Raw genomic sequence first — 24774 nt, forward strand, 5'->3', positions numbered from 1 at the left:
GGCCGTCCTCTCGCGTCGTAATGTCCGCGCCCTCGGTAGCTCCGGAGTTATCTCGGCCTTGCATCCAAAGCGGTTCGAAGATAGAAGCCGCAATCTTCGGCCGCGCCTGAACTGATCATAACGCTCCCCTCTTGCGAGCGTAAGGCGCTCGCGCCTTTCTGAGATGCTTAGGCTAGGAGAAGATATCCAATCCGAGCGCGATGCCGGGAAGTGAAACAGATCAGCCTGCACCGTCTGTTCGGTTACAAATTATCGACAGACCCTTCTGCCGGGCAATTCTTAGACCCGAAGTGCGATTTCCAATCTGGTATCTCAGCACCCGTCGAAGACTTATTTTCCAGCGCCGTACTTCGTTCGCCGATCATCTCGGGCCGTCCATCTGGATGTCGGCCATTTAAAAGTATCGATCCTTCTCGATCGACAAATCATGTGATCCGGCAAAAGGACCTCAGGGTTCGGGCCAGCTTGACGCCTTGTGGGGTATCTGACAGTCGCGCCGCCTCTGTCAGCTTGAGAACACTAACTGGCAAACCGCAGCTTTTCAAAACCTGATCAGCAGCTCAAAGAGGAAATGCCATTGGCACAACTGTTGCTATTGAGATGCAGAAACACCGATGCGCAGAGTACACGAACCGCTGGACGAATGACGAGCGCTTTCCCTTGAACCCACGCGCGTCGTTTCGAGAAGGAAACCCGACATATCCCTAGCGTACCTGAGACCACACGCAACAGGTGCATGGGCCAGTCGATTGGGCTCACAACAATGGCGCAACAGAGGTGGCCAATGCTAGTGCCTCAGCCAATTCGAAATGCATCACCACCCGGCTGTCGGTCCCTTGCTGAGGGACAAGGCTCATCGCAAGATGCGTCTTGCACTCGGAGCATTGGAGAGGCGATGAACTCTTCACAATCAAGGGCGCCAGATGCACGGTTGGGGCGTGCACCATGCGGCGCCAGCTATTTGCAATTTTCTATTCATGGCAACATTCACGGCAACGAGAAACTGACGTTGGGCTGGCTGGTCGCCTACCATTTCGCCAGTGGAACGGCGGGCTCCTTCGGGCACCGACGCGACCGTATCGAGCCTATCGGCGAGTTCGCCTCGCGCCTCGATCATACCGGGTCTGCCTCTGCTGTCGGCGTTTGCTGTCGTCGTAAAACGGGTCGGAACGCGAAATATCGTTTACGCTAGGTGCTTGCTCCTTATCCGCGGCACCGTGACAAACGTTGTTAGCTCTGCCGCAGTTGATTTGGTGCGCCGATGTCCAACAAATCCAATCTCAGCATTGACCTAAACATTCGCAGCAAGCGCAGCATTGAGCTCAACGTCCAAGGGTTCGAGGGCACAGAGTGTATTTCCTTGCCGTTTAGCTACGTGATTTACGCCACGACATCGAGCGATGTCGATACCAGCTCTTTGATTGGCGAGCGCGCCACGCTGGTTGTCAAAACCGCATGTGGGCGATGGCTTGCCTCGGGCCTGTGCGCCCAAATCGAGGAACTCGATCCTACGGTGACCGACCTGCGGGTGCTCCAATTTGTCCTGCGACCGCGCTTTGCGGTCGCCGAACTCTCCGTTGCGAGCCGCATTTATGGCCCTGACCAACCCATGGGTGTCGACGACATCATCAAATTGCAGTTGGGCAAGTTGAGCATCGCAATTCCCAGCGAATACAATCTTGATCGCTATCCGAAGCGAAATTTTAATGTGCAATACAACGAAAGTGATCTGACGTTCATCTCGCGTCTTTGCGAACGGAATGGAATTTTCTACTTCTTCAAGCAAGAAGACGACGGTGAAACCGTCGTTTTTGGCGACAAGAATCTGGCCTTTCCCAACGTCAAGTTCGGCGATAAGTCGAGGATTCTTTACGCGCGCCCGCACGAACGGCGGGCACCGCGAAGCGTCGACGAAAGCGCCGTTCGTTCGTTCCGGCAGCGCCGGGTTCTCTCGACAAAGACGATCGCGCTCCGCGATTACAATGAAACGGTGCCTTCCGTCGTCTCCGTCGATCAGCAGGTCGGGCAAGGCAGCGGTTTCGTGGGCAAGGCCTCACGCTTCGGCGGGCATTTTGCGGACGAAGCCGAAGCGACCGCGCTGGCCCGGATCCGGGCCGAACAGATCTGCGCCGGCCAGACAATGTACATCGCTCACAGCGACGCGCCGGAGCTACGAGCGGGCGTCATCTTCGAACTCGAGGGCCATCCCCGCTTCGATGGCAAGTATCTCGTTATCGCCGCGGATCACTCGGCCTATTGCCCGGCCCCGATTGGATTCCATGCATCCACGCAAAATGGGCGAGCCTACCAAAACATGGTCCATTGCATCCGCTCGGACGTACCTTATCGACCGGTTGCGATGACGCCCGTGCCTCTGGGCGTTGGCCTCCACAGCGCCACGGTCGATGGAGAAGCCTGGAATGGGCGGGCCGAGATTGACGACCAGGGACGCTACCGGCTGCAGTTTACATTCGCCGAGGAACTGGCAAAAGGCGCTGGCAGCGACTATGTGCGCAAGCTCGAACCTTATGTAGGTCCGAATCAAACCGGCTTGCATTGCCCGTTGGTACCTGGAACGGAAGTTCTGGTCGGCTACTTGAACGGTGACATTGACCGACCCGTTGTGATCGGCGCGGTCCACAACCCAGATATGAAGGGAGGCGTGACTTCGGACACGCACTTGTTCAATCGCCTCAAATCGCAATCTGGTTCCAGAATCGAAATCTTCGACGGACCTGCATCACCTTCGCCCTATGACCGCCTGGCGTCCAGCGGCTCGTGAGATCGACCCGCTATTGGAAGCGGTCGCCAATACGGCACGCGCAACCATCTTGCCGACAGCGTGGATCAACATACCGCCGCCATCGGCCGATGGCATTCGGTCGCAACGGCTTCGTGATGGACGAGAACTGCGCCTCAAATTATCTACGCACTGCCTCGGGCAGGAGCAACGCGGACCTCGCGCGGTGCTCGTCTACGCCCTGAAGGGCAATGTCATTATCGATAACAGCATGGGCTACGGTGTGGCCGGGCGGGCCATCCTCGACGTTGCCACGCGTGCATTTCTCGATGTCTCGTGTCAATTGAAGCAGGTTGGCCACGTTACGCCCTGACAGCTCGTTGTCACGATCGCGAAACGATGTCGTCGCTTGATGGTGCCGGTATCTGGACGACCGCGCAGCGCTGTGCCGTCAGATCGAGAAGGCTCGCGAGAGTTAGTAGCGGATACGCGGCGCTCTTGGCATGGATTTTGCGATATTCCATCGCGCCGGTGCGTGCCGGCGTAGGTCAGAAAACAGGAGAGGAAAGTGTCGCTTGAAGCCTACTTGAAGATAAAGGGAAAGAAGCAGGGTGACATCTCCAAGGATGCTTCCAAGCCGGACAGCATCGGGCAGGTGGCCAAGGGTGACTCGGGTAAGCAAGGGAAGATCACCGTCGTCGCCTTCACCAGCGGCATCATCGTTCCACGCGACGCGACGAGCGGTGTAGCCACGGGCGCTCGCAACCACCGGCCGGTGCTCTTCACCAAGTTCTTCGATCGTGCCTCGCCGTTGCTATGGCAGGCGCTGGCAACGAACGAGGTGCTCGAAGATGTGGTTTGCGAGTTCTATCGCACCGACCCCGGGGGCATGCCGCAGCCGCAGAACTTCTTCAAAATAAGCTGGAAGAACGCGACGTTAGTCAAAGGCAAGGCTTATGTACCGCTGACAATCAATCCGAAGAACAATTTCTTTCAAAACATGGAAGACTGGTTGTTCACCTACAAAGAAGTGAAATGGGAGCACGTTCCCGGCAGCACCAGCGGCGAGGATAAATGGTGACAACCCCGCCAGGTCTGCAAAGCCAACGACGATGACTTGGTCCGAGGCGCCGAGAGGGCAATGGTGGATATATTGCACACATCGACGCGTCCGGGCCTTCGAAGTGGTCATGCCGGGTCTGCCTCATCGCAGTGTTTAGACACAACGAAGAGTGGGTAGATCGGTCCAGCCTTGCTTAACAGAATGTTGGATAAGCCTTGCAGCATTGGCTCCTATTGCCAATGGGTGCGGTGAGACCAGGTGGTTTGAGCAAGCCGGGCTCACATGCTTGCAGCTCGAACGAATTGTCCGACGCACAACGTAGACACGCGGCAAAAATCCATCAATTCATTTGGTGGCTTTAGGATATCGCGGTGCATGAAGTCGATCGTCTTCGGACCGAAATGTCGCGCACGGCACGAGGGGCCGCAATCGCGCTGTTGATCCTGCATCATGGCCGTGATTGACGAGCATGAGATGTGACTTGGGAGTCGGCACTCAACCGGCGGATCGTTCGTGGACCGCCTGACAGCTTAGCTCGATGACCGCGCTCCACGAAATGGGCAATTCCATTGCTTCTCTACGTTCCCACGTTTGCCGGATCGTTGGCCAAGGGCAGGTATCCTCAGTGCGCCTCATCAAGCGGACCATTCACTTGCTGCGCTTCGCTCCCAGGTTTGGCCAGTCGTCGCGGACAGGCCGAGACTCCGAGTTCGGTGACCGCGCTCAGCGAGGCGGGCGACATCTTTCTGCAGATCGCGACGGGCTTCAATGCCGCCGCGCGCGATCTGCAATAGGGAGCTCAGACGACGCCCCAGTTCGGCAGTTCAGCGGATCGCCGATCGCGCGTTAGGCGGGATAGCAGACTAGAGGACTCACCCCGTGACGTCGTTGTCCGGTAACAATAGCCTTTGCAGGCCGTGCTCTGCGAGCACCTTCTGCATGAGCTCACCCTTGATCTCGCGGAAAATTTCGTCGCGGATTCGGGCTCGGAGGGGCGGCTCGGCGTCGCTGGTCCGCTGATGATCAGCCAGCCATTGCGCCAATCGGCTCTCAAACTCCTCGCCCATCCGGTCTTCCATCGCAGCATAAGCGTCGGGTGCGATGCGGTTCACCAGCGTGTCCCTGGGCTGCCGGAGGGTTGCCAGGAAATCGGCGAACTCCGCCGCCTCCTGGTTGCGCACGGACGTCTTAGCCGCGGCAAGATCGCCCTCGGTGACCTAGAAGACCCCACGAAGCGCATGTCCGGCGCGATGCGTCGTCCACGAAGGCGAGGTGACCTTTTCGCGCGCGATCCCCTCGAGCGCGACCAAGCGGAATATAATGTGGCCCTGCTGAAGGAGCTTGTCGAGATGCTCATTATAAGCTCCGTCCAGAACATCAGCGTTCACGCGTGCGTTTTGCATGCCATTCCAGTTCAACTTGATGCGATCCTCGCAGCTCTCGCTAGCTGCGACGGCCGCCTGGAGGAACTGCTCGCGCAATGTCGGGCTTCCCGCTGCCTGCCGCAGGTCTTCGGCCACCGCCTGCCGGAATGCGTCATAGTTCACGGTGTCCCGCAGCCTGTCGAGGAAGCGTGAATATTCCTCGGCTCCCGGCTCGTCGGCGAAGCTCCGCCAGATGCCGCCGCGTCCGGCTCGTCGACCCAATCCGCGACTGCCTCGGCCAGGAGCCGCTCCCGATCTTGTGCTGTTTCGTCGGGATCCGAGAAGAACACGTTCGGGCCAGCATAACTCTCAGCCTTCGTGGCCGCCATCAGGTTGGTCCGCACCCGCGCAGGCAGCGGGTTATCATTCAGATCAACGAGGCAGCCAGAGCCGAGCTGCGTTAGCAGGGGCTTGGGTAGGCTGGTCAACCGATTGTTATCGACGTGCAGTTGACGGGGTCCTGCCGGGAGAGTCGCGGGCAGGCTGGTCAGTCGGTTCCCGCTGGCGCTGAGCAGCGTGAGGCCCGCTGGAAGCGTTTCGGGGAGGCTGGTCAGCTGATTGTTTGGGACATACAGGCGCTGGAGCCCGACGGGAAGGGGTTGCGGGCAGCCTGGTCAGCCGGTTGCCGCTGGCGCGAAGGCATTCGACGCTGGCCGGGAGATTGGTGGGCAGGTTGGCGAGCCAATTGTTTCTGGCGTGGAGGGTTTGCAGACCGCTCGGAAGGATATCGGGCACGCTCGTCAGCTGATTGCCGTCGATATTCAGGTGTTGGAGCCCCGCCGGGAGGGCCGCAGGCAAGGTGGTCAGGGACAGCAAGGAAAGATCCGGCCACGGCGGCTCATGGGGCGCTGCTTCCTGCCAAGCTTTCGTTCGTCTTACCGCCTCTTGCCGATTCTCATGGTCGCCCTGCACCGCTTCGGCCGCCCAGGCCTCAAGGATCTGGTCTTGCGACGATTCGCCTGGAGCCGGAGCCTCGAAGTAGTTCATCGGATCGTCGGCGGCTGACGCCCGCGGCTCTGTCAAGGCCTTGCCCTTCTGCTCCGCGCGCTCCAACCTCTCTGATCCCCTTGTTCGGGAGTTTCGCAAGCCCTGCCAGCGCCCCGCTGGGCTTGTTCTGTGTTCATCAATGCCTTCTCAAGCAAGCAAATGCGCGACGACTCGTCTCCAACTCGATCGCTATCACCACGAATTGGTGATCACCGACGATTGATGAAGCAGGCGATCAAGGACCGCGGCCGAGCAGTTAGTGAGACGTCGTACGTCCGCACAACATCTGCGGCCGTCGCCGTGGTTGATGTTGTGAACGGGTTTCGTCACGCTCCTCGTTCTAGATCCGACCAGGTCAAACGGTGACTCCTAGAGCGTTTCACGTTTTAATTGAAGCGTACCTAGCGTTTGCGAAGTAGTTTTTGCATTCGTCTGGCTGGATGGTTTGGATGAGTTCGCCAAGGTGTCGGCTGATCTCGTCGATGGTGCGTTTTTGGGCGGCGCGCATCCAGTGCTTGACCTTGGCGAAGGCCTGCTCGATCGGATTGAGGTCAGGTGAGTACGGCGGCAGATACCAAAGTCTGGCTCCGGCTGCCCTGAGGATGCGGCGGAGCGCAGTCGATTTGTGGCTGCCGAGATTGTCCATGATGACGACGTCACCAGGCTTCAACGATGGCAGCAGGATCTGCTCGACATAGGCGCGGAGGCATTCCCCGTTGATCGGCCCGTCGAATAGGCAGGGAGCCGCGAGGCGGTCGTAACGCAGCGCGCCCAGGAAGGTCATCGTGCGCCAGTGGCCATGTGGCGCGAAGCCGCGAAGGCGAGCTCCTTTCGGTGCCCATCCGCGCAACGGAGCCATGTTGGTCTTGATCCAGGTTTCGTCGATGAAGACGAGGCGCTGAGGATCAAGGCCAGCCTGCCACGATCGCCAGCGTCGCCGTCGGCGGGCCACATCAACGCGGCCTTGTTCAAGAGCGAACAGCGTTTTTTTTGAACCGCAGCCCCTCGCGGCGCATGAACAGCCACACCGCATTATGCGCATCCAAAAGCGGACGAGCAACATTATTGCCTTGAACGTGACACTTTCATTGCGTTCAAGCCGCTTGATCACGTGCACGATGGGTTCGAGCCTCTTGGCTATTGCCGTCCTCCCGCCGATCGGACTCGTCCGCGAGGAAGCACCAATCGCAGCTTCAGCAATCAGCGACTTGCGCTCACCGCGATGCTGTGGGCGCGCGCCGCTTGGTCAATCGGTTGTTTGCGTAGCAGGGTCTCGAGGTGGCGCCGACCTTCGTCGATCGCGCCGGACCAATGCCCGAACCGTTCCTGCATGACAACTTCGAATGAAGGATACCACAGTGGCTTTCCGCCAGCCTGAGCCCAATACCACGGATAACCGCGCGGCACGAAAACCACGCCGGAAACGCCGAGCGCTCCGGCGATATGGACAGCGAAGCTGTCGGGCCCGACCACTGCGTCGAGATTGGCAATCGCTGCGATCATTTCCGCAGGGCTCTCGATGTGCACGCCAGCATCGATCGGACGACTCCATCGCTTCATGTCATGCCGTTGCGCGCCACTCGTCAAACTGACAGGCGTGACGGAGTTTGGAGTCGCAGCTGCGACTTGCTCCATCGATAGGCCGAGCGCGCCACCCTCCCACACGATGCCCACCAAAGGCCTTGCGAACGCAGCCAATGCATCCCGCCATTTGGTGAGCAGTGCGGCCTCGGGGCGCAGGTAGGGAATGCCATCGGCAATGTTGCGGGCGTCGGTCGGCAGAACGCGTAATAATGATTGCAGCGGCATAGCCGAGATCGCGGGGCTCGGTTCGTCCAAAATCACCTGCTCGGCGAGGTTGGTAAGAAGAGCCTGATGACGTGGCTGCGCGACCACATGCACGTCTTGCGGGCTTGGCAGCCGACGCAAGAGACGAGCGAGTGCGATCAACTCAAGGGCGCCCATCGTCGGCGGCACGACTATCCGCCTCACAGGTGCCAAGGCGGACGGCTCGGGCGTCGGGAAGCGGCCGAGCGTCAGTTCAAGCGTCGTCTGCAAAGACTTCGCTGCGTCGTTCTCAGGTCGCATGTGCATGACGTGAGCGACAAGTGTGAGGGATTCGTCGAGCCGGCCAACGAGCTGTAGGACACGCGCCAGAGCAAGCGCGGCGACAGGATCCGATTTGCGAGAGCGCACGAATTCCGTCAGTTGCGCAATGCCGCGGTCCACCTCACCCTTGGCAATCGTAACGCGGGCCAAGATTTCGCGCGCACCAACATTCGCGGGCGCATAGGCGAGCAGTTTCTTGCAGGTGGCCTCAGCTTGCGACCAGAGTCCAGTTGCGGCGCGGCAATAAGCCAGGTGCAAGAGCCCAGCTGTATCGAGCGGGGCGCGCAGATGCGCGCGCGCGGCAAGGCTGAGCGCCTCGTCGAGGCGCCCGCGTTCAAGCTTGAGCACCGATAAATTGCCCAGCGCATCGGGATCGTCCGGAGCAATCTCAAGCGCACGAACCAGGGCGGCTTCAGCCGCCGAGCTGTGGCCCAAGGCGAACTCGATGGCGCCAAGTTGAAGCAGCGCACGCGCATTCCTGGGCTCGTGGTGGACGACGGTCTCCGTCACCGCACGGGCTTCCGCAACCTCGCCGCGGCTCAGCAAGGCCTGAGCGAGCGCCAGCTTGATTTCCTCGTTGCGCGGTGCGAGAGCCGCCGCGCGTTCGAGGCAAATCACCGCCGCCTCAGCGCGGCCGAGCAATCCGTGGGCGATGCCGAGATTGGTGGTGAGACCGGCGTGTTCGGGGTAGATGGTCGCAGCTTCAGACAGCATGTCGAAGGCAAACTCGATCCGCCGGCGCGCAAGCGCCAGTGTGGCCCTCGCATTGAGCGTATCGGGATCACTTGTGGTGGTGACCTCCTCCAGCAGCACCTCCGCCTCCTCCAGACGGCCGGCGGAGATAAACTCCTGGGCGGTTCTAACCCTCTCCTGCCAGGTCGGAGCCGACATGCCAGTGGATAGCATCTGCGCTATGCAACCGTGACGCGCTTGCCATCGAGGCGGAGATCCTCGCTCACCGCGATGACCTTGCTGTGCGCCATCTCGGAGGCAATGCCGGTGACCCTAATGGCCTGGGTTTCGGTCTGCAATGTGTCGATACGCTCGATCACCGCGACACGCTCGACCGCTTTTACCGTAAATTGCTCGGCGCTCGCTTCCTGGATCCGGGCTGAGCATCGGAAACGGTCCGCGATCAACGTGTAGAGCTTGCCGATCCAGGTGCCTTTGTCCGCGAGCACAGCGAGCAGCTTAGTCTGCAAATCGATACTGCCGGCACGCAAGGACAGGCGCTGGCGTGCGGCGATCGTGATGGTCTCGCACTCAATCGACATACTGCGCTCCCCGGGCAGGGAGACCATCCCACCATTGGGAGCCGTCCGCTCCAGCACAGTGACGATAAAGACTTGCTCCACGTTGGTGAAGAGCAGCACCGCGTCTTGTGGCATGGGCCGAACCAGGCAGCCAAGGGCGACCGTCGCCGTGTGACGGGCGCCAGCGACCTCGACTACGACCGCAGAGCCATCCTCGCTGACCGACACGACACGGGCGGTGTGATGCCCAGGCTCAAGCAAGCGCTCGGCCATCGCCAATATGTCGTTGCTTGTGGCACGGATCGGCATCGTCATCCTTGTTCTCCAGCTCGCTACATGAAATTTATCGACTTCTTTTGTATGACTTCCTCATTACCGGAACTGGACGTGATCTCAGCTTTTCGGCTCACAAGCTTGTACTCTTCCGTGTTCGACTGTCCCTTTCTCAATTCTTCTTCTGATTTGGATACGCTGGTCTTGCAGAATTTGATGTCGCGACCGACCGACTTGAAGTCTTCGACAGGAGCGAGTTTGAAATCGCTTGTCCTGAGAATCTTGGTGTCGCTGTCAGCCGACTTGAAATCGGGTCCAAAAACACACTTGGTCGAATTTCCAATCACTTGCTTGACGTCGTGTCCCTCGACGATGTCAAGTTTGTTGCCGGTCGTCATAGAGTTCATATCACTGAGATTGACCGAACATTCTCGCGAGATCTTGAAGGTGAACGCTTCTCCAAAGAACATGCTGACGTTCTTGGCCATCGTCAGCGTGGTAGCTGCGCCTCTCATGCAGGTGAATTTAGTGCCTTGAAACAATTCCTTGGTGTCGCCCATCGTCTGCTTTTCCGAGTTGCCAACGGTCGTTTCCAGCTTATGGCCGTTGTTGATGAGCTTGACTCGGTTCGAGGCCGTCAGGATGATGTCCGCGGGCGTCCCATTAGCGCCAGCACTGATTGACACGCCATTCTCGGCGGAGATCTCATAAGTGCCTTTCGAGACCTGATGTTGGGAGTTGCCGTTCGTGACCTCCGTGGTCTGACCGCGACCGATTTTGAGCAGCGCAGCGCCTTCAATGTTGGCCTGGAAGTCCTTATTGGTGAAGGCAAGTAAGCCGGCATTGTCGCTTTCATGTTTGCCGATCGTAGCTGGACCTTCGCCAATAGTCGTTGTGAGACCAGTGACAAGTTTTTCTTCTTCGCCCGAATAAGAGCCCAGGCGCAGATAAGTTGACTTCGTCAGGGGAGAGGTCAGGCTGTCTGGAACGACCAGTCGCGTATAAGCATTTGGCATGGCGGATATCCTAATCGGATGGCTGTCGGCACATTAGCGCTGCGCCGTCAAACGGGTCTGAGAGGGTGATATCGAAAGTCCGAACGCGTTCGGGTTGGCGCCGTTCTGCTTCGTCGGCATCCCCGTTTTGCTTGCCGGTGACCCGCCGATTGACAAATTGTCCGATCCCGCTTTGGCGCGGCCTGGACCCATGACAAGGCCAGAGATGACGCCGAGGGCCACACCTGCGCTATCACCCGTCGATGTCGCGCGCTCGGTCGTCATGTTGTGTGCAGGCATACACATGATCAGGCACCGAGACTGCGTAGGAATAGCCGTCGTGTTCATAGCGACGTTTGGATAGGGGGTAGGCACAACGGCGAGTCCGGCTGGTGTGTTGCAGACGTCGGGAAACGCTTGATCCTGCGCCGACATCGGGCCACTTGAATTGACAAAAGTCATTTGTTTAGCTCACTCCATAGAGAGGGATGACGCGGCTTGCATCATAGAGTTCGGCGACGGCGCGTTCCGGCACAGTGTTTAAGACACTCCCATGCTGGGTCGCGAACCGACTGCCTTCGGTCGACGCGCAGTGAAAGTCAGTTCGCAGAAATCGCGAGCCGGAAAAATCGCTGCCGTCGACCATGGCGTGGTGCATCAGCGCATACGACATGTCGGCGCAGGCAAACGAGGCGCGCCTGGCCGATGCACGTGTGAAAACGGCTGTTCCCAATTGAGTGCCGGAAAGATCGCAGCCGTCGAGGCGCGCTTCTACGAAGATGCAATGCGTCAAATCGGCATTGCGCAGCCTGGCGGCTTGCAGGTCAGCCCTGACGAACAGTGTGTTCGGGGCGGTCGCGCCGGAGAGATCGGCGCCCACGAGGCTCGCGCCCGTCAACACGGAGCCGGACAGGTCTGTTCCGGACAGGTTTGCGCCTCTCAGCTTGGCACCGCTCAGATTCGCTCGCGCGAGCATCAGCCCGGAGAGATTCCGCTCCGACAGATCGCATTCGGAGAAATGGACCGTGTCGCAGCGCAGTCCCGTGAGCTGCGCACTACGCAAATCAGCCTGCGTTATGGCGGCGTTCGTCAGCGTGGCGTTGTCGAGCACGACATTGGCGAGGTCACAATCCATGAGAGCGCTTTGAGATAGGGTGGCCTTGCTCAGGATCGTCCGGGCCAACACGCAACGCATCGCTGTCGTCTGGCTGAGCCGCGTTTCGCCGAAGTCGCTCTGGCCGAAATCTGATGTCATGAACGTCGACTGGGTCAAGCGCGCCCGCCGCCAGTCGGATCCGCCAGCGTGGCAATCCACAAATGTGCACTTGTCAAGGTAAGCATCGGCGAAGGAAGCGCCCCTGAAATCGCAGTCCTGAAACGTCATGCCGGTCAGGCGGGCACGCGTGAACTGGCTGCCGCGAAAAGAGGAACTCAGCACAACGCCATCGTTCAGGCGTAGTCCAGATAGTGTCTCGCCATCGAGGTTAGCTTTGCGTACGGGGAACTGATGGTCGATCGACTGCAATAAGAGATCAATTGACATGGCGCGTGACCATCAGGACCGTGCGGTCGATATTTGCGTTACTCAAATCCGTCGCGACCAAGGAAGCATCCATCAGGTCTGCGCCATAGAGATTTGCATGGCGCAGGCTGGCGCCGGCTAGGTTGGCCTGGTTGAGATGCGCCTCGAGCAGGTTGGCCGCATAGAAGTCGCTGCCGCGCAGATCGTTGGCGGTGAAGACCGCGCGTTTCAGCGAGGTCATTCGGAAGGTGGCGCACGCCAGCGTCGACTTGCCGAAATAGGCACCGTTCAGTCGAGCCATGGTGAAGTCTGCGCCACTGAGGTTGGCCGTCTGAAAGGAGAGCGCCTCGGCGCTGCTACGGCCGAACCGGGCATCGCGCAGATCGATGTCGCCGACGAAGCTGACTTGGTCAAATTGCGCGTTCGAGAGATCGAGTTGGGCCGCTGCCACCTTGAGAAAGCAGGTTTGCTCAAGTCGCGCGCCAGCAAAGCTCGCACCAGACAGCGATAAATCTATGAATTGTCCGCGCTCGAGGACGGCGTCCCCCCAATCCGTGTTATCGAGGACGGCTTTGATGAAGGAGCATTGACGTATTTGCGCAGAGCGGAGGGTTGCCCCGATCATCGGCACTCGCAAAACTTGGAGCTCGCCAAGATGCGCTTGGTCAAAGCATGCGCCCACCATGCGCGCACCGAGAAGATTGGTGCGGACAAGCTGGCTGCCCGCGAAACGCGTTCCGCGGCAGTCGGCTTCACCGAGATTGGCTTCGGTGAGATCGGTGGCGCTTAAATCAGCGTTGATGAGCGTTGCGCCGGTCAGCGCGGCTTTCATCAGTTTCGCACCGGCCAGGTTGGTCCCGTTCAGCTTCGCGCGTTCAAGGAAGGCGCCGGAGAAGTCCGCGTTCGCGAACCTTCGCCCGGAGAGGTCGGCGGCGGCGAGATCCCGACCAGCAACCGGGCCGCCGCGTCGGAACTCCTCTTCCACCAGATCACCCAGCGCGCGTGCGACAGCCGGTGCCAGCATCGTGTCAGGCTTGAGCGGCTTGGGTGAGGCAAGCCTTGCCGCGGCTATGCCAGCTGCCAACTGCCCTTCCGCTTTGTCGATCTCGGTCCGTAGGTCAGTCAACGCTTTCGTAGATTGCGTCTTCGCTGCGGCGATCCCAGCTGCGGGCTCGTCAGCGCTTGCGGTTCGATGCGGAGCACTCAAGGCGCCAAACGGCGCGCCATCATCGGACGGTAACGCAGGAAGGCCCCTTCTGAGCGCCGCTTCAGCATCGGTGAGTGCCGTACGCGCGCGTTGGGCGGCGTCAGGCGGTGGATCGGAGGCTTCGATCTGCGCCAGTATCTCGTCAATGGTCAGGCGCGTCGGCGCCTCGGGTTTAACGCTCCGCGCTTCTTCCGGCAGGACCAGTGCGGGAACATCGGGAAGAGAAAAAGTATCGTCCGATACGGCGCTGCGTATCGGCTCGAGCGGTCGTCCAGCTGCCAAGTTAAAAAACCGAGCATGCGCGAGTTCGAATTGCTTTTGCTCGTCGAGCGATGGCCTTGCCGTATCAAGGATTTCGTCACGCCAGTTTTTCGCTCGCGCGAGCTTGTCTTTAATATCGCCCATGAAGCCCGGATCAGCGTCCGGAAGCTCAGCGAACGGCGGAGCTTGCGCAAAGCTTGCGTCGATCGACTGCGCGGCGTCCGTGGACGAGATTGCGGCAAGCAACGCGTCGATATCGCTCGATTCGGCATTGCCACTGGCAATCTTTTCATACGCCGCTCGGATTGGTTCATATTGAGCGTCAAGCTTGTCGACATCAGATTCTGCCTTGGCCTGGACCGTGTCCAAGGCGTCGAGGATCTCGTCCAATTCTATCTCGCCACTCTCGAGTTCCTCCGGCAACAATTCCGGAATGCTTGACGGTTCGATCGACGGTATCTCGATCGTCGGACGCAGCGAAGGCGGAAGCTCTATACGCGCGAACTCCTGATCGAGCGCCAAGCGCATGGAGGCCAGCTGCCGCGCTGAGCGCTCTTCGGCCAAATGGCGACGCCGCGCGACGCGGCGTGCGCGTTCGACAGCCGAAATCTCAGGGGCAAGTTGATGTTCCGAAAATGCATAGCGTGAGGCACTCGCCGGGTCGAGCCGCAGCCGCCGGACATTCAGATAATGATCGAACGGCCGCGGCGGCTCGCTTTGTCGCTCGTAAGCGACGATAACGTCGCCAACGTCGCTGCCGTCCAATTCCTGCACCGCAATCGCGGTGCGATAGATCATGACGCCGCGGCGGGCTCCCGCGAACAGCCACAGGGTATCGATGTGCGTCTGCAGTTCCGTGACGCCACGCATCGCATCGCGCCAGCCGATGAAGCAGCGCACGCGAAAGGTCGGCAGGCGGCCTTCGATCAACGGATGCTCGGCGGAGAAGTTCTGCAGCGCGTAGGGTTCTCCGCCGCAGATGAAGCCGCTCAAGCGCTGGTCTGGTGGCGCGAACAGAAAAAGGCGCGGATCGGCATCGCTCGCCAGAGCGGGGGCAACTGATTGCAGCCACGTGGCGTCATAGGTTCCCGCGTATTGTAGGCGCTCCTGATCATCAATCGCGATTGGTCCGAAGGTTGCCGGCGGTGCGATCGTGTCAATGAACTGAATCGCATGCTCGGGGCTTTCGACGTTGGGCAGGGCCACCAGTTCGCCGGCCATGCTGCGGCGGAGAGCCTCATGGCCCGCGCCGACCCGGTTCGCCGCGTAGCCGGGCCCGCCAAACGCGCGTTGGCGCGTGAGCGGCATTTGCTGGAACGGTTGCACGGCTGTCGGTCGCCAGCCGGAGGTGGTCATCTGCCAATAACGGTCGCCCGTCACCAGAACGTGCTTCTGGATCGGTCCGAGTGTCCAGCCCAACATCATCCGCTCGGTCGTCCGTTCCTCAGGCGCCGCCGCATGTCCGCCGATGAGCAGCTCGGCTTGCGGCTTGGGCATGCCGATGTCGAGAGGGGTGCCGAGCGGAAGCTCCTTCGCGGCCATCACCCAAAGCTCCTGCTCGCTCTGCAGACGATCGGCGCCCGGGTTCGCGAGGTCGAACATCGCGAAGACCGAAATGATGAGGCTCGCCCCTGGACGACAAGGCTCGCATTTGGTCAACAGACCTAGCGTGCGGGGCTTTACAAGAATGGGCATGAAGCCGGCCGAGACGATTTTGGTTTTTTTACCAATATTTCTCGATCGTGACGGACTTTCGGCCCCAACATCCAACCGCGTCTTTGTGCCACATACCAAGTTAGGTAGGCGGCCATTCAGCACCGTGTTGCATAAATGGTCGCTCCGCACCGCGACGGTTTGATGGTCGAGGTAGCCGCGATTTGCTCCTGCGGAATCATCGGCCCGTCAAGGCCGCTCGAACGGCCAGATAGAGACGAGAGTGCGCCTCGCCGAAAAGTACAGGCCGTTCTGTCTGCAGAAAACCGATGCTTCGTTGGCTTGCGAAAGCTGCCTCCGCGCGACGAAGCCGTTGGCGCATTCGGCGCCGGAATGATCACGTTCGCCTTGCGGGGAGGGCCTACGTGGTACGCCCGTTATTCGAAGCCGCGCGCTATATTCATTAGCAGCCGACGAGCCCGCATGAAATCGTCGAAGGAGGGCGGGTGTCAGACCGTAAAAACCAGCGATCAGGCGTGGCAAATTGATCGAACGCCCGGCAAACGCAGATCCAGACGGGAAAGGATGACTTGTGAATCTCGTCGTCGTCTCGAACCGGGTTGCCGGCAGCAACGCCCTTGAACCAAGGACAGGCGGGCTTGAGGCCGCGCTGGTTCCCGTGGTGCAACAATCCGGAGCGATTTGGGTGGGGCCGAGGCGCCCGTCGGAGGCTGAACCGCCAGTAATGCCGCTCGGCGTAGGTAAGCTCGTGAGGGTGGATCTGCCTGCCGAGGATTATCGCAACTATTATGAGGGCTTTTCGAATTCGGAACTATGGCCGGCGTTACATTCGCTGACGGAACGGGTCTCCTCCTCGGCAGGTGGTTATAATAGCTATCGCAAAATCAACGCCCTCATGGCGGACGCGCTGCTCGAGTACAGAGACCGGGACGCGTTCTGGGTGCATGATTATCATTTCTTCACGCTCGGCGCTGAGTTGCGTAATCGGGGCGTCGAGCGACCGATCGGCTTCTTCCTGCATACGCCATGGCCGGCGCCCGACGTGCAGTTGGTACCGCATCACCGCGAACTGATCGAATCGATGCTTGCGTATGATTTGGTAGGCTTTCAGACCGACGAGGACCGGCAGAATTTCCTTGCCTGCGTCCGTGCCGATCTCGACCTCACACCCAGCGAAGACAGTGTTGTGATTTCACACCGTGGTGGCATCACAAGATGCCAAGTATTTCCGATCGGCATAGATACAGAAAAATTTGCAAAATATGCTGCAGACGCGAGTTCGAATGCCGATGTCTCGTCGCTACTGGAAGGTCTCGATCGTGAGAAGCTTGCCGTCGGCGTCGACCGGCTCGACTACACCAAGGGTCTCGACAATCGCGTTCGGGCTATCAATCACGCTTTGAACAAAGACCCGCGCAGCATCTCCCTTTTGCAGATCGCGACCTTCTCACGATCCGGCATCAAAAGCTACGATGACTATCAGCAGGATGTCGCGCGTCTTGTCGACGATGTCAATGTTCGCCACGGCGCGGATGGCTGGGTGCCGATCCGTCACGAAACGAAGCCTCAGAGTCAGCCGGTGCTCGCGGGTCTGTACCGCGCCGCACGTGTCGGCGTGGTAACATCGTTGCGTGACGGGATGAATCTCGTAGCGAAAGAATATGTTGCCGCGCAAGACCCCAGCAAACCCGGCGTGCTCGTTTTGTCGAAATTTGTCGGCGCGGCCAAGGAACTCGACGGCGCGCTGCTCATCGATCCCAACGACATCGAAGACATAGCAGAGAAGATTTCGATCGCACTTTCAATGTCACTGCCCGAGCGCATCTGCCGCTGGGAGAAGATGATGGCGAAGCTTCGAGCGTATCCCATCCAGAAATGGTCGGCGCACTTTATCTGCGAGCTGGAGAAAATTCGGACCGAGAAACTCGCAAGGCAGAGCCCGCGGGATGTGGGGGAGTCCAGCAGTTCGAAACGAAAGGTCGAGGGGAGATTGGCCGGAGGCGGAAGCCATTTTGACCTGCCGCGGCAATGGACATTCCCCGCATTCGGTGTGCGGGCTAGAATATTAGATGAGGATTTCGAACCACTCGTCGGCTTAGGTGGACAGCAGGGCCCCCAACCTCGGATGTCGGCGATAGATCTTAGCCCTTGGGTTCCCTTGGGCTTCGATCACGGCGTGCGATCGGTTTCGGTACCGGATTCCGTGAGAGACGAATTGGTCACCCCCGGTAGCCCGCCGAGGAGTTCGCAGCCGTCACATCTTTACGTCCATGGCCGGGCCTATGCGGCGGTGTCGCCGGCAACGAGAAGGGAGGCAACTTTGACCAATCCGTCGGGCACTACCATTGCTCTTACCGTTCCAGTTGGAGCGGAGCCCTACTGGTCGTCAAGCACAGGCGTCACAGCCTCACTGGCATCCGCGCGAGGGGCATCGTCGTCTGCCATGGCAGGGCCCGGGGAGGAGGAGCAACTGCCGGATTTCGGAGATGTGGTCGGCGATAACTGGACCCACAGCGACTGGCACGACGGTAAGAAACAGGTTCCGGCGCACCTGGAGGATGCACTACGTGAACGAGGGCGGCTGCCGACCGCGCGCGGCGAAGAAGTTACGATTTTCCAAATTCACCGTCACCTCTACGCGGCCGAGTTGAAAGGTGATCGCTATTATCTCACGTACCACCCTAGTGGCTGAAATCGAGGACCATGGCCGACTGCATGGGAAACGGCGAACGGGCTGCGACGCGTTCCTGAGAAGTGAGGATCACCCGACGGTCTCATTTTCGGGCCCTAGGATAAATTTCGCTTATATGGCGCCAGCGTCATCGTAGTCCTTTGACACCTCGCGGTGGCCCGCGATCACTTTGAACGTCGGGTCGGTTAATTTCTTCGCTGATTACTATGATTGAGCTCCCGCCGTCAGGTCTGTGTCAGTTGGTCCAGTAACGTTGCTGTGCGCTGGTTCTCAGCACGGCGCCAGCATGCCCTTGCTTGGAAAGCTTCATCTGATGGTAACATCGGGTGAGGCTATTGCTTGTCCAGTTTGCCGGCGCGAGTGAAAACGAAACTCCCGCGAGCGAAGGTGGGTGCGCGAATAGCGCGAATATTTCCCGGCCGTCTGGGGTTAACCTGCGTCGGTGCTTAGTCAATCGTAACAGGGGGTCTCCATCCAGCGCTCACAAACAGCTCACCGGAAAGGTCGTCGCTGTGCTTGAGGATCGCTAATCCCGCCATCGGCAGCGGCGGCCGGCCTGTCCTCGTAGATCGCGCCGAACCGCTCCTCGAGGCACCACCAGTCCCGGATCGTCTGCGGCTGCGCTTAGCCGGACGGCACGCTATTTGCGTAGCTTTGAGCCCGTCAATTTAGCGAATGCTGTAAAGTGCGAGATATACGTGAATGCTCCGCTTGCCGGCCAACAGCATGGCTATGATGGTCAATTGAACATGCGACCAGATTATTGCGCAAACATCCGGCCGCACGGGATTAACGCTTGTTGGTATGCCTCCGCTCGTATGGTGTCATACTACTTTCGCCCAGAGCCCTCGCCTCGGGTTTGCCTACGCTTCGGCGGCCCGACTTAGGCCTCAACGTTCGCGAGTTTGACTGGTGGCTCTCTGCGAAGGATTAGAGAGGCTCGTAGAGCCACCTGACGGATTTACGCGCGATTTTGTCGTTGAGACATTGGAGACACGAGGGTCGATCTGGGCTGCGCTGCATCTGCCGTCAGTGGATCCGCATGTATTCGTACTGACTGGTCTGGAAGCAAACACATTGTACTACAACGATCCTTGGGAGCCAGAGCGCAAGCTAATTGACTTCTCTGATTTTCAGTTCGCAGGAGCTTTTCGTCAACAATCGCGATCCTCTGAACACTCCCCGATGTTTAGGCCCGGCATTTGCTGGGGTGGATTGAGTTAGAATCGTTCGGGCTGGGAAGTTCAGCATTTGCAGATGTATTCATAGGATGTGGGACCCTTCAGGGTCTTCAAGTCAGCGACACGAAGGGGAGATTTGGGAGTGGCTGATGAACCCACGCGGTTGCCGCTTTCGACGGAGTTTCGGTTGGGAGTGGACTTAGTTAACCAGTTGCCAGGCCGCAATTGGAATACACCTAGCCCTCTCCAGAGGGCGCCGTGGCCCACCTATATGGCTGAGCAAAGTGTACGCGCGCCTGCGGCTCCAAATTTAGCAATGTACGTACGAGCTTGGCAGCACGGCGACAAACCCGCGTCACCCGAGCTCAGGGCCGCAATGCTCTCCAATGGAGTACTGCCGAGCGCGTCTCGGCCGGAAACAAATTTCACGATCGGCCACGTGAACTACACGGCCATGTTCCGCCTAATAGGCAGACCAGACGAGATCATCGTCCGCCAAGCCGACACGTTATTGCCCCGCGTACATGACACCATTTTGGGCGGTGTTAGGGGACGTGATCATTTGCTTCCAACAGAAGACAAGGATTCGATAGCTACTCGACGGACTGACCGCCCCCCAAGGTCGCCGGCCTACGATATGGAGTACATGACAGTCGATGGGGACGTTCGTCACTCTCTCAAGCCGGCGCTGCCTCACCTCAGGAGCCTCACGTCTGACGGGCAGGAACTCCAATCGGTTGGGCCCAGGCCCCTCATGATGGGGCGCCGAAGAATGGATACTTATCTCGACGACGCCCGGATCATCAACATCGACAGCTATATCAATTATAACTTGTCGTCGCTGATCAATTCTTCAGGCCCCAATGGGGTCGAGATACGCGGAACGCCTCAACAATTGCACAACTACGAAGACATTGTTGCGAGAGACCATGAACGGGCGAAGGGCTTTGTTCGCTTCACCATCCAGAAGCTGGAAGCCTACCTGGATCCCGTCACGCGTGAAGACGTGGAGCAAGACGTGAGAGCGGCACTGGGCCGATATTTTGGTATCGCGGGCACGAGCAAACAGGACGTCGCCGACATCCGAGAAATCCTCGCGAACTACAGGAAGGTGCACAGCTATCTCAATCGCGACGAGCCACTAACGCGAGCGCAGCGTCTTAAGGCGTGGTTTGTCGATTTTCCTCTTTATCGGATCCGGCCGAAATCCAATGGCACGTTGGCTTACGTCAGGGGCGGCCCCATCCACTGGCCGGATTGGCGTATCGTTCCGCGGTCACTGCGGTCCCGTTCGGTTAGCTCGGGATGGTCGGGTTTGGTGCTGTTTCTGGCGGGAGTGAGTGCCTACCAACGCGGTGTTGCGACGCTCCGTGGCGGCAGGTCAGTTGAGGAACGGTACGTAGAGCGTGCTGCGGCGCTAGGTGCGGTGTTGTTCGGCGGATTTGCCACGTCATTGATCGGCGGGTCTTATGGGGTAAATAAACTCAGGCGCTTGACTTCCGAGAGCGGGATCAATCTGCATGAAGGGCACTTCGCCTACTCCGATCGCTTCCGATCCTCAACCGTCGTGCACGAGGCAACACATCTGTTGTTGGGCACCGACGACCATGCCTACGAGCACGAACCGAGATTCGGTCAGCTATCGACAACCCAACACATAACCAACGCCGATAGCTACGGCCGGTTCGCTGAAAGGGTCAGCCGCTCATGAATCTGCCATGGAATGCCGTCGGAAACATTCGATCCCAATTGTACTCCGGTTGCCGCCTCATACCGATCGATCCGGCTGAACGAGCGGCGCTCGCTCTGGAGTCTGGGACGAACCAGGTACTAATCGCGTGGCGCAAGAAGGAAGGGCGGCGCTTCGCCTATGACACCGCTCAGATCGAAGCACTCTTCATCGAGCTCCCCGAGCTTCCGGTTCCGACCGCCAGCTGGGCAGAATTGGGCTGGACGAAGCTCGGTTTCCAGACCGGCAATCTGGCCCTGTTCTTCGCTTCGATTACCGCAAGCGGCCGCGTCGGGGTGAGATGGGGCAGGGACTTTCTCACTCTCTTGATGCATCGCCGCCGCGCCGAAATTTGCGTCGATGCTCGTTTCACAGATCCGTTTATCGATGATTCCCACACCGACACGCTCGACGTTCACTGGACCTTCAGCGTGGATCTGCAGGCTTCTGCTATCACCGCTTTGCGCACGACCTCATTCTGGCACGCCGATGCCGTAGGGGCCGACCACGCAATCAACCTCCGAGGCTGAGATCGTCAAAGCGAATCGAGGATGACGAAGTTGCCTTTGTTTTTGACGGTCAGCACTTCAGCAGCCTTGAACCCGCAGTCGCTGACGTGGCCTGATGGCGGCAAGTTTCATCAAGTCGCCACGATTGGTGGGGACCTTGACAAAGACGAAGACTGCCTACGCGGCTGGAGAACTCTGACAAGTTTGAGGCTTGTAGCATCGCTGTTCTAAGTTGACTGGGGTGCGTCGCGCCCCGCAAGTTCCCGAATTCGAGGAATTGATCGCGACCGTCAGCTTTTGGTCAGGGCACGGGGTTAGTCAGTCGCTGCCCGAAAGGTGCCTGGGCAGCCCCACGAAGTTCCTTCACCGGTCATGCTCGATCAGGTGGAGGGAGGGGCAATGTCGTAGCGTTTGACGAACACGTATTGCACCTCGCGCGCGACGTTTGGTCGGCAACGCGTTAATGACAAATCACATATCTAGGTGTCCAAATGCGGCATGAATATCGCAGCCTTAGTGTTATCGTTCGGTCCCCGTCGGGCGCGAAGGACGATACCGGCGAGATAGCGGAAGGAGAACACAAGGTCGAGGATGGATACGTACTGCTTAACAAGTTCAAAGATAGTGGTGTTGCGTATCAGGCCGCCCTTGGCAACGACGATGATCCCATCGCTGTCGCGAAACGACACTTAAAATCCTGGTGGCAGACGCAGGACGTTTGCAGGAGCTTGGAGCCGCCTAAGCGGATTACTTGAGCCTATATTGGTGCGTCACAAATACGGCATCTGGAAACACATGCGGACGCGCTCCATCATCCGCGATGGCCGCTGTTCCCTGAAAGCGCTGTAATGGCCCAATACGCCGTCACGGCAGACGATGCCGATGTCTATCTGTCATTCGCCGCCGAGCTCGCGGATTCGGTCAGGCCCATCGCGCTGTCCTATTTCCGCACGCCGCTGGATGTCGTTGCCAAGTCCGATGCCAGCCCGGTGACGATCGCCGATCGAGCCGTCGAGTTGCGTCTTAGGGAAAGGATCGAGGCGCGCTTTCCGGAGCACGGCATCATCGGCGAGGAGATCGGAGCCAAGCCCGGCGGAGCGTTCACCTGGATCGTTGACCCGATCGACGGCACCAAGAGCTTTATCAGCGGCTTTCCCTTGTTCGGCACGCTGATCGCGTTGACCTATCAGCAGCAGCCGTTCTGCGGCCTGATCGACATCCCCTTTACGGGCGAGCGGTGGATGGCGAAGCCCAGCGTGGCGCGGTTTGGCGATGGATTGGCTCGGACCAGCGCATGCGAGAGCGTCGCCGACGCGCGCTTCTACACCACATCGCCTGACATGTTCCGCAAAGGCGAGATGGAGCCATTCGAGCGGCTGTCGCGAGTTGCGCGGATGCGCCGATTCGGCGGCGATTGCTACATCTCCGCAAATGGCTGTTGAAGCCGGAAACCGGCCAACGGTAGCTTGAGGAGGTGGCGCCCGGCCTGACACCTGAAATGGTCGCTGCGGTCTCGAAGATCATACGGTTACAGGATCTGATCTCGGTGGCGTCGAAGCGGGAAGTGGTCACGACATTCCGCTCGACGATCGGGCTCAAGGGACGGCTTTCGACGCGCAATCAGCCGAACCACCCGACCGATGATGCCTATGGCATCGCCGCGTCGGCCATCGATGGGCTCTTGATGGGATCGGCGACGCGGTGATCGGGGTCAATCCAGCTACCGATACGGTGGATGACTATATCCGGATGGTTTCTCTGCTGGACGAATTGCGCAGCCCCCTGTCGATCCCGACGCAAACCTGCTGTCTGGGCCATGTGACGATGGCCTTGAACGCCATCGCGGCGAACGCGTCTGTCGACGTTGTGTTCCAGTCCATCGCCGGCTCGCAGCTGATCCCGCCGGAGGCGGAGACGGTCGAGCAAGCCGTTATGGGGCATCAGACATTCGGGGTTTGGTGCAACTCCGACTGCCGCATCCAACCGCAGCCCATTAGCGACGGGCTATTTGAACACCTTCTCGAGAAGGGTCAATTGAAGGAAACGCCTCTCGACGAACTGGTTACCGAAACTCTCGAAGAGGGCAGGAATGTACCAAATGAAGAGATTATCGACATGTTCGAGACCCTGCATGAAGGGCTCGTACGTGCCACAAGCACAGTCGCTGACGAGATTGCGCGGCGCAGACGATGAAATCCCGGCGCGTGAGGGCTACGGTTGAGATGCCCAGCTCTGGTGGTCGCCGGGGGAACAGCATCGTCAGTGCATCGGAAACGATCCGACTCAAAGCTGACTGTACGGCAGCGCGCATCGACATGGAGTTGGCCATACCGCGGATGATCCGGACCCCCGCTGGGGAGATCGATAACCTCGTGTCCGTGGGCGACCGGATTTTCGGAATGGCTAGAGCATAAGCTGCACATGGCGGTCAAACAGGATTACGACGCGGCTGACCGGGTCACCGAAAGTCACTCCGCGTCGCTCCAGCGGACGCCAAGGATATATTCGTCGCCGCCGCCGTCTTCCCTGCGTTTCCATCCGTCGCGCTGTATCTCGCAATGGTTTGGTGCGGGGCAGGCACGCCTTGCGCAGTGCATTCGCGAGAGATCCGAAGCGATGGCGGATATGTTTGGGACATGGCAGGTCCGGGCAGCGTTCGATAAGCCGGTTCGAGATCCGGCCTTCGCAGCATGAAGCTGCTGCAGCCCCATGATGACCGCAGCCTCCGTCCAGTCCGTTGTTTCCAAAAAACATCCTGGTCGTGGGATCGTAGCCCGCAGCGGCGTAGGCAGCACAAAGCGAGCCAAAGTGGCGATCGACGGTGTCCGCAGACGGAGCACCCTTTGTGCTGTTGAGTAGCCGTTGGTATAGGTGCTCGTTTCTATCAAGCAGTCTCTTCAGTGAGGCGACAATCTTCTCTTTGTCCCAAGGGCGATTGCCGACAGCCAGACGCTCCTGTGCCTTGCGGAATTGTGCCGGCGGCACAATCGGTTCGAATGCCTGAAAACGCGCCCAAGCCGATTCCGGATTCTTTATCGCGCGGCCCTGCAATCTCTTCGTCGTGACATTGTAGGTCATCCGTCCCACGCAGAGTTCGCTGGCGAGAATGTTGTGTATGGTGTATCCCTCCAATGAGGGGAGTTGCGACGCTATAT

Annotated in this window: 17 protein-coding genes and 2 pseudogenes; 9 read left to right on the forward strand and 10 right to left on the reverse strand. The window is 59.2% G+C overall.

Annotated features, from left to right (window positions below; genetic code table 11):
- The first annotated feature begins 895 nt into the window (after positions 1 to 895).
- From MTX21_RS32970 to MTX21_RS32985, 4 genes are all read left to right on the forward strand, one after another.
- Positions 896 to 1192, forward strand: a complete 297-nt coding sequence (locus tag MTX21_RS32970; RefSeq protein WP_280968722.1) for a hypothetical protein — start codon at positions 896 to 898, stop codon at positions 1190 to 1192.
- Between the two features lie 69 nt (positions 1193 to 1261).
- On the forward strand, positions 1262 to 2782 hold the full coding sequence (tssI, locus tag MTX21_RS32975; RefSeq protein WP_280968723.1) for a type VI secretion system tip protein TssI/VgrG: 1521 nt from the start codon (positions 1262 to 1264) through the stop codon (positions 2780 to 2782).
- A 13-nt stretch (positions 2783 to 2795) separates the two neighbouring features.
- Entirely contained in the window at positions 2796 to 3113 is a 318-nt protein-coding gene (locus MTX21_RS32980; RefSeq protein WP_280968724.1) for a hypothetical protein, read from the forward strand.
- Positions 3114 to 3308: 195 nt separating this feature from the next.
- The gene (locus tag MTX21_RS32985; protein ID WP_280968725.1) at positions 3309 to 3821 is read left to right on the forward strand and encodes an Hcp family type VI secretion system effector; all 513 of its coding nucleotides are present in this window, start codon (positions 3309 to 3311) and stop codon (positions 3819 to 3821) included.
- Between the two features lie 854 nt (positions 3822 to 4675).
- Here MTX21_RS32985 and MTX21_RS32990 read toward each other — a convergent pair.
- The 8 genes and pseudogenes from MTX21_RS32990 to MTX21_RS33025 form a co-directional block, all read right to left on the reverse strand.
- On the reverse strand, positions 4676 to 4984 hold the full coding sequence (locus MTX21_RS32990) for a hypothetical protein (RefSeq protein ID WP_280968726.1): 309 nt from the start codon (positions 4982 to 4984) through the stop codon (positions 4676 to 4678).
- Positions 4985 to 5020: 36 nt separating this feature from the next.
- Positions 5021 to 5449: an NEL-type E3 ubiquitin ligase domain-containing protein gene (locus MTX21_RS32995; RefSeq protein WP_280968727.1), complete on the reverse strand. Its 429-nt coding sequence runs from the start codon at positions 5447 to 5449 to the stop codon at positions 5021 to 5023.
- Between the two features lie 1144 nt (positions 5450 to 6593).
- Positions 6594 to 7272 (reverse strand): annotated as a pseudogene (locus MTX21_RS33000) (IS630 family transposase); the annotation flags it as partial.
- Positions 7273 to 7414: 142 nt separating this feature from the next.
- Positions 7415 to 9136, reverse strand: a complete 1722-nt coding sequence (locus tag MTX21_RS33005) for a tetratricopeptide repeat protein (RefSeq protein WP_280968728.1) — start codon at positions 9134 to 9136, stop codon at positions 7415 to 7417.
- A gap of 98 nt (positions 9137 to 9234) precedes the next feature.
- Entirely contained in the window at positions 9235 to 9891 is a 657-nt protein-coding gene (locus MTX21_RS33010) for a DUF3540 domain-containing protein (RefSeq protein WP_280968729.1), read from the reverse strand.
- A 17-nt stretch (positions 9892 to 9908) separates the two neighbouring features.
- The gene (locus tag MTX21_RS33015) at positions 9909 to 10865 is read right to left on the reverse strand and encodes a hypothetical protein (RefSeq protein ID WP_280968731.1); all 957 of its coding nucleotides are present in this window, start codon (positions 10863 to 10865) and stop codon (positions 9909 to 9911) included.
- Between the two features lie 445 nt (positions 10866 to 11310).
- Entirely contained in the window at positions 11311 to 12387 is a 1077-nt protein-coding gene (locus MTX21_RS33020; protein WP_280968732.1) for a pentapeptide repeat-containing protein, read from the reverse strand.
- Positions 12377 to 15529 (reverse strand): DUF2169 domain-containing protein, encoded by a 3153-nt coding sequence (locus MTX21_RS33025; protein WP_280971326.1) that lies wholly within the window; start codon positions 15527 to 15529, stop codon positions 12377 to 12379. Before MTX21_RS33025 ends, MTX21_RS33020 begins: the two co-directional genes overlap by 11 nt.
- Positions 15530 to 16079: 550 nt before the next feature.
- Here MTX21_RS33025 and MTX21_RS33030 point away from each other — a divergent pair.
- From MTX21_RS33030 to MTX21_RS33040, 3 genes are all read left to right on the forward strand, one after another.
- The gene (locus tag MTX21_RS33030; RefSeq protein ID WP_280968734.1) at positions 16080 to 18200 is read left to right on the forward strand and encodes a trehalose-6-phosphate synthase; all 2121 of its coding nucleotides are present in this window, start codon (positions 16080 to 16082) and stop codon (positions 18198 to 18200) included.
- A 1953-nt stretch (positions 18201 to 20153) separates the two neighbouring features.
- Positions 20154 to 21092, forward strand: coding sequence for a M35 family metallo-endopeptidase (locus tag MTX21_RS33035; protein WP_280968735.1), 939 nt, complete (start codon positions 20154 to 20156; stop codon positions 21090 to 21092).
- A complete protein-coding gene (locus MTX21_RS33040; RefSeq protein WP_280968736.1) occupies positions 21089 to 21640 on the forward strand; it encodes a hypothetical protein in 552 nt (183 codons plus the stop codon). Before MTX21_RS33035 ends, MTX21_RS33040 begins: the two co-directional genes overlap by 4 nt.
- 458 nt (positions 21641 to 22098) lie before the next feature.
- Here MTX21_RS33040 and MTX21_RS33045 read toward each other — a convergent pair whose 3' ends face one another.
- Entirely contained in the window at positions 22099 to 22308 is a 210-nt protein-coding gene (locus tag MTX21_RS33045; RefSeq protein WP_280968737.1) for a hypothetical protein, read from the reverse strand.
- A gap of 159 nt (positions 22309 to 22467) precedes the next feature.
- Between MTX21_RS33045 and MTX21_RS33050 the strand changes: the two genes are divergently transcribed.
- Positions 22468 to 23061: an inositol monophosphatase family protein gene (locus MTX21_RS33050; RefSeq protein WP_280968738.1), complete on the forward strand. Its 594-nt coding sequence runs from the start codon at positions 22468 to 22470 to the stop codon at positions 23059 to 23061.
- Positions 23046 to 23509: pseudogene (eutB, locus tag MTX21_RS33055) on the forward strand (ethanolamine ammonia-lyase subunit EutB); the annotation flags it as partial. The gene MTX21_RS33050 and the pseudogene eutB, both read left to right, overlap by 16 nt.
- A 513-nt stretch (positions 23510 to 24022) precedes the next feature.
- On the opposite strand, the gene MTX21_RS33060 reads toward eutB, so the two are convergent.
- Positions 24023 to 24751, reverse strand: coding sequence for a recombinase family protein (locus tag MTX21_RS33060; protein ID WP_280971327.1), 729 nt, complete (start codon positions 24749 to 24751; stop codon positions 24023 to 24025).
- Positions 24752 to 24774 lie beyond the last annotated feature (23 nt).

The organism is Bradyrhizobium sp. ISRA430, from assembly GCF_029909975.1.
Lineage (GTDB): Bacteria > Pseudomonadota > Alphaproteobacteria > Rhizobiales > Xanthobacteraceae > Bradyrhizobium.

Coding starts and splice junctions, on each gene's coding strand:
- MTX21_RS32970 (WP_280968722.1), top strand. CDS start 896: ATGAACTCTTCACAATCAAGGGCGCCAGATGCACGGTTGGGGCGTGCA.
- MTX21_RS33020 (WP_280968732.1), bottom strand. CDS start 12,387: ATGTCAATTGATCTCTTATTGCAGTCGATCGACCATCAGTTCCCCGTA.
- MTX21_RS33010 (WP_280968729.1), bottom strand. CDS start 9,891: ATGACGATGCCGATCCGTGCCACAAGCAACGACATATTGGCGATGGCC.
- MTX21_RS33015 (WP_280968731.1), bottom strand. CDS start 10,865: ATGCCAAATGCTTATACGCGACTGGTCGTTCCAGACAGCCTGACCTCT.
- MTX21_RS33025 (WP_280971326.1), bottom strand. CDS start 15,529: ATGCCCATTCTTGTAAAGCCCCGCACGCTAGGTCTGTTGACCAAATGC.
- MTX21_RS33040 (WP_280968736.1), top strand. CDS start 21,089: ATGAATCTGCCATGGAATGCCGTCGGAAACATTCGATCCCAATTGTAC.
- MTX21_RS33035 (WP_280968735.1), top strand. CDS start 20,154: ATGGATACTTATCTCGACGACGCCCGGATCATCAACATCGACAGCTAT.
- MTX21_RS33050 (WP_280968738.1), top strand. CDS start 22,468: ATGGCCCAATACGCCGTCACGGCAGACGATGCCGATGTCTATCTGTCA.
- tssI (WP_280968723.1), top strand. CDS start 1,262: ATGTCCAACAAATCCAATCTCAGCATTGACCTAAACATTCGCAGCAAG.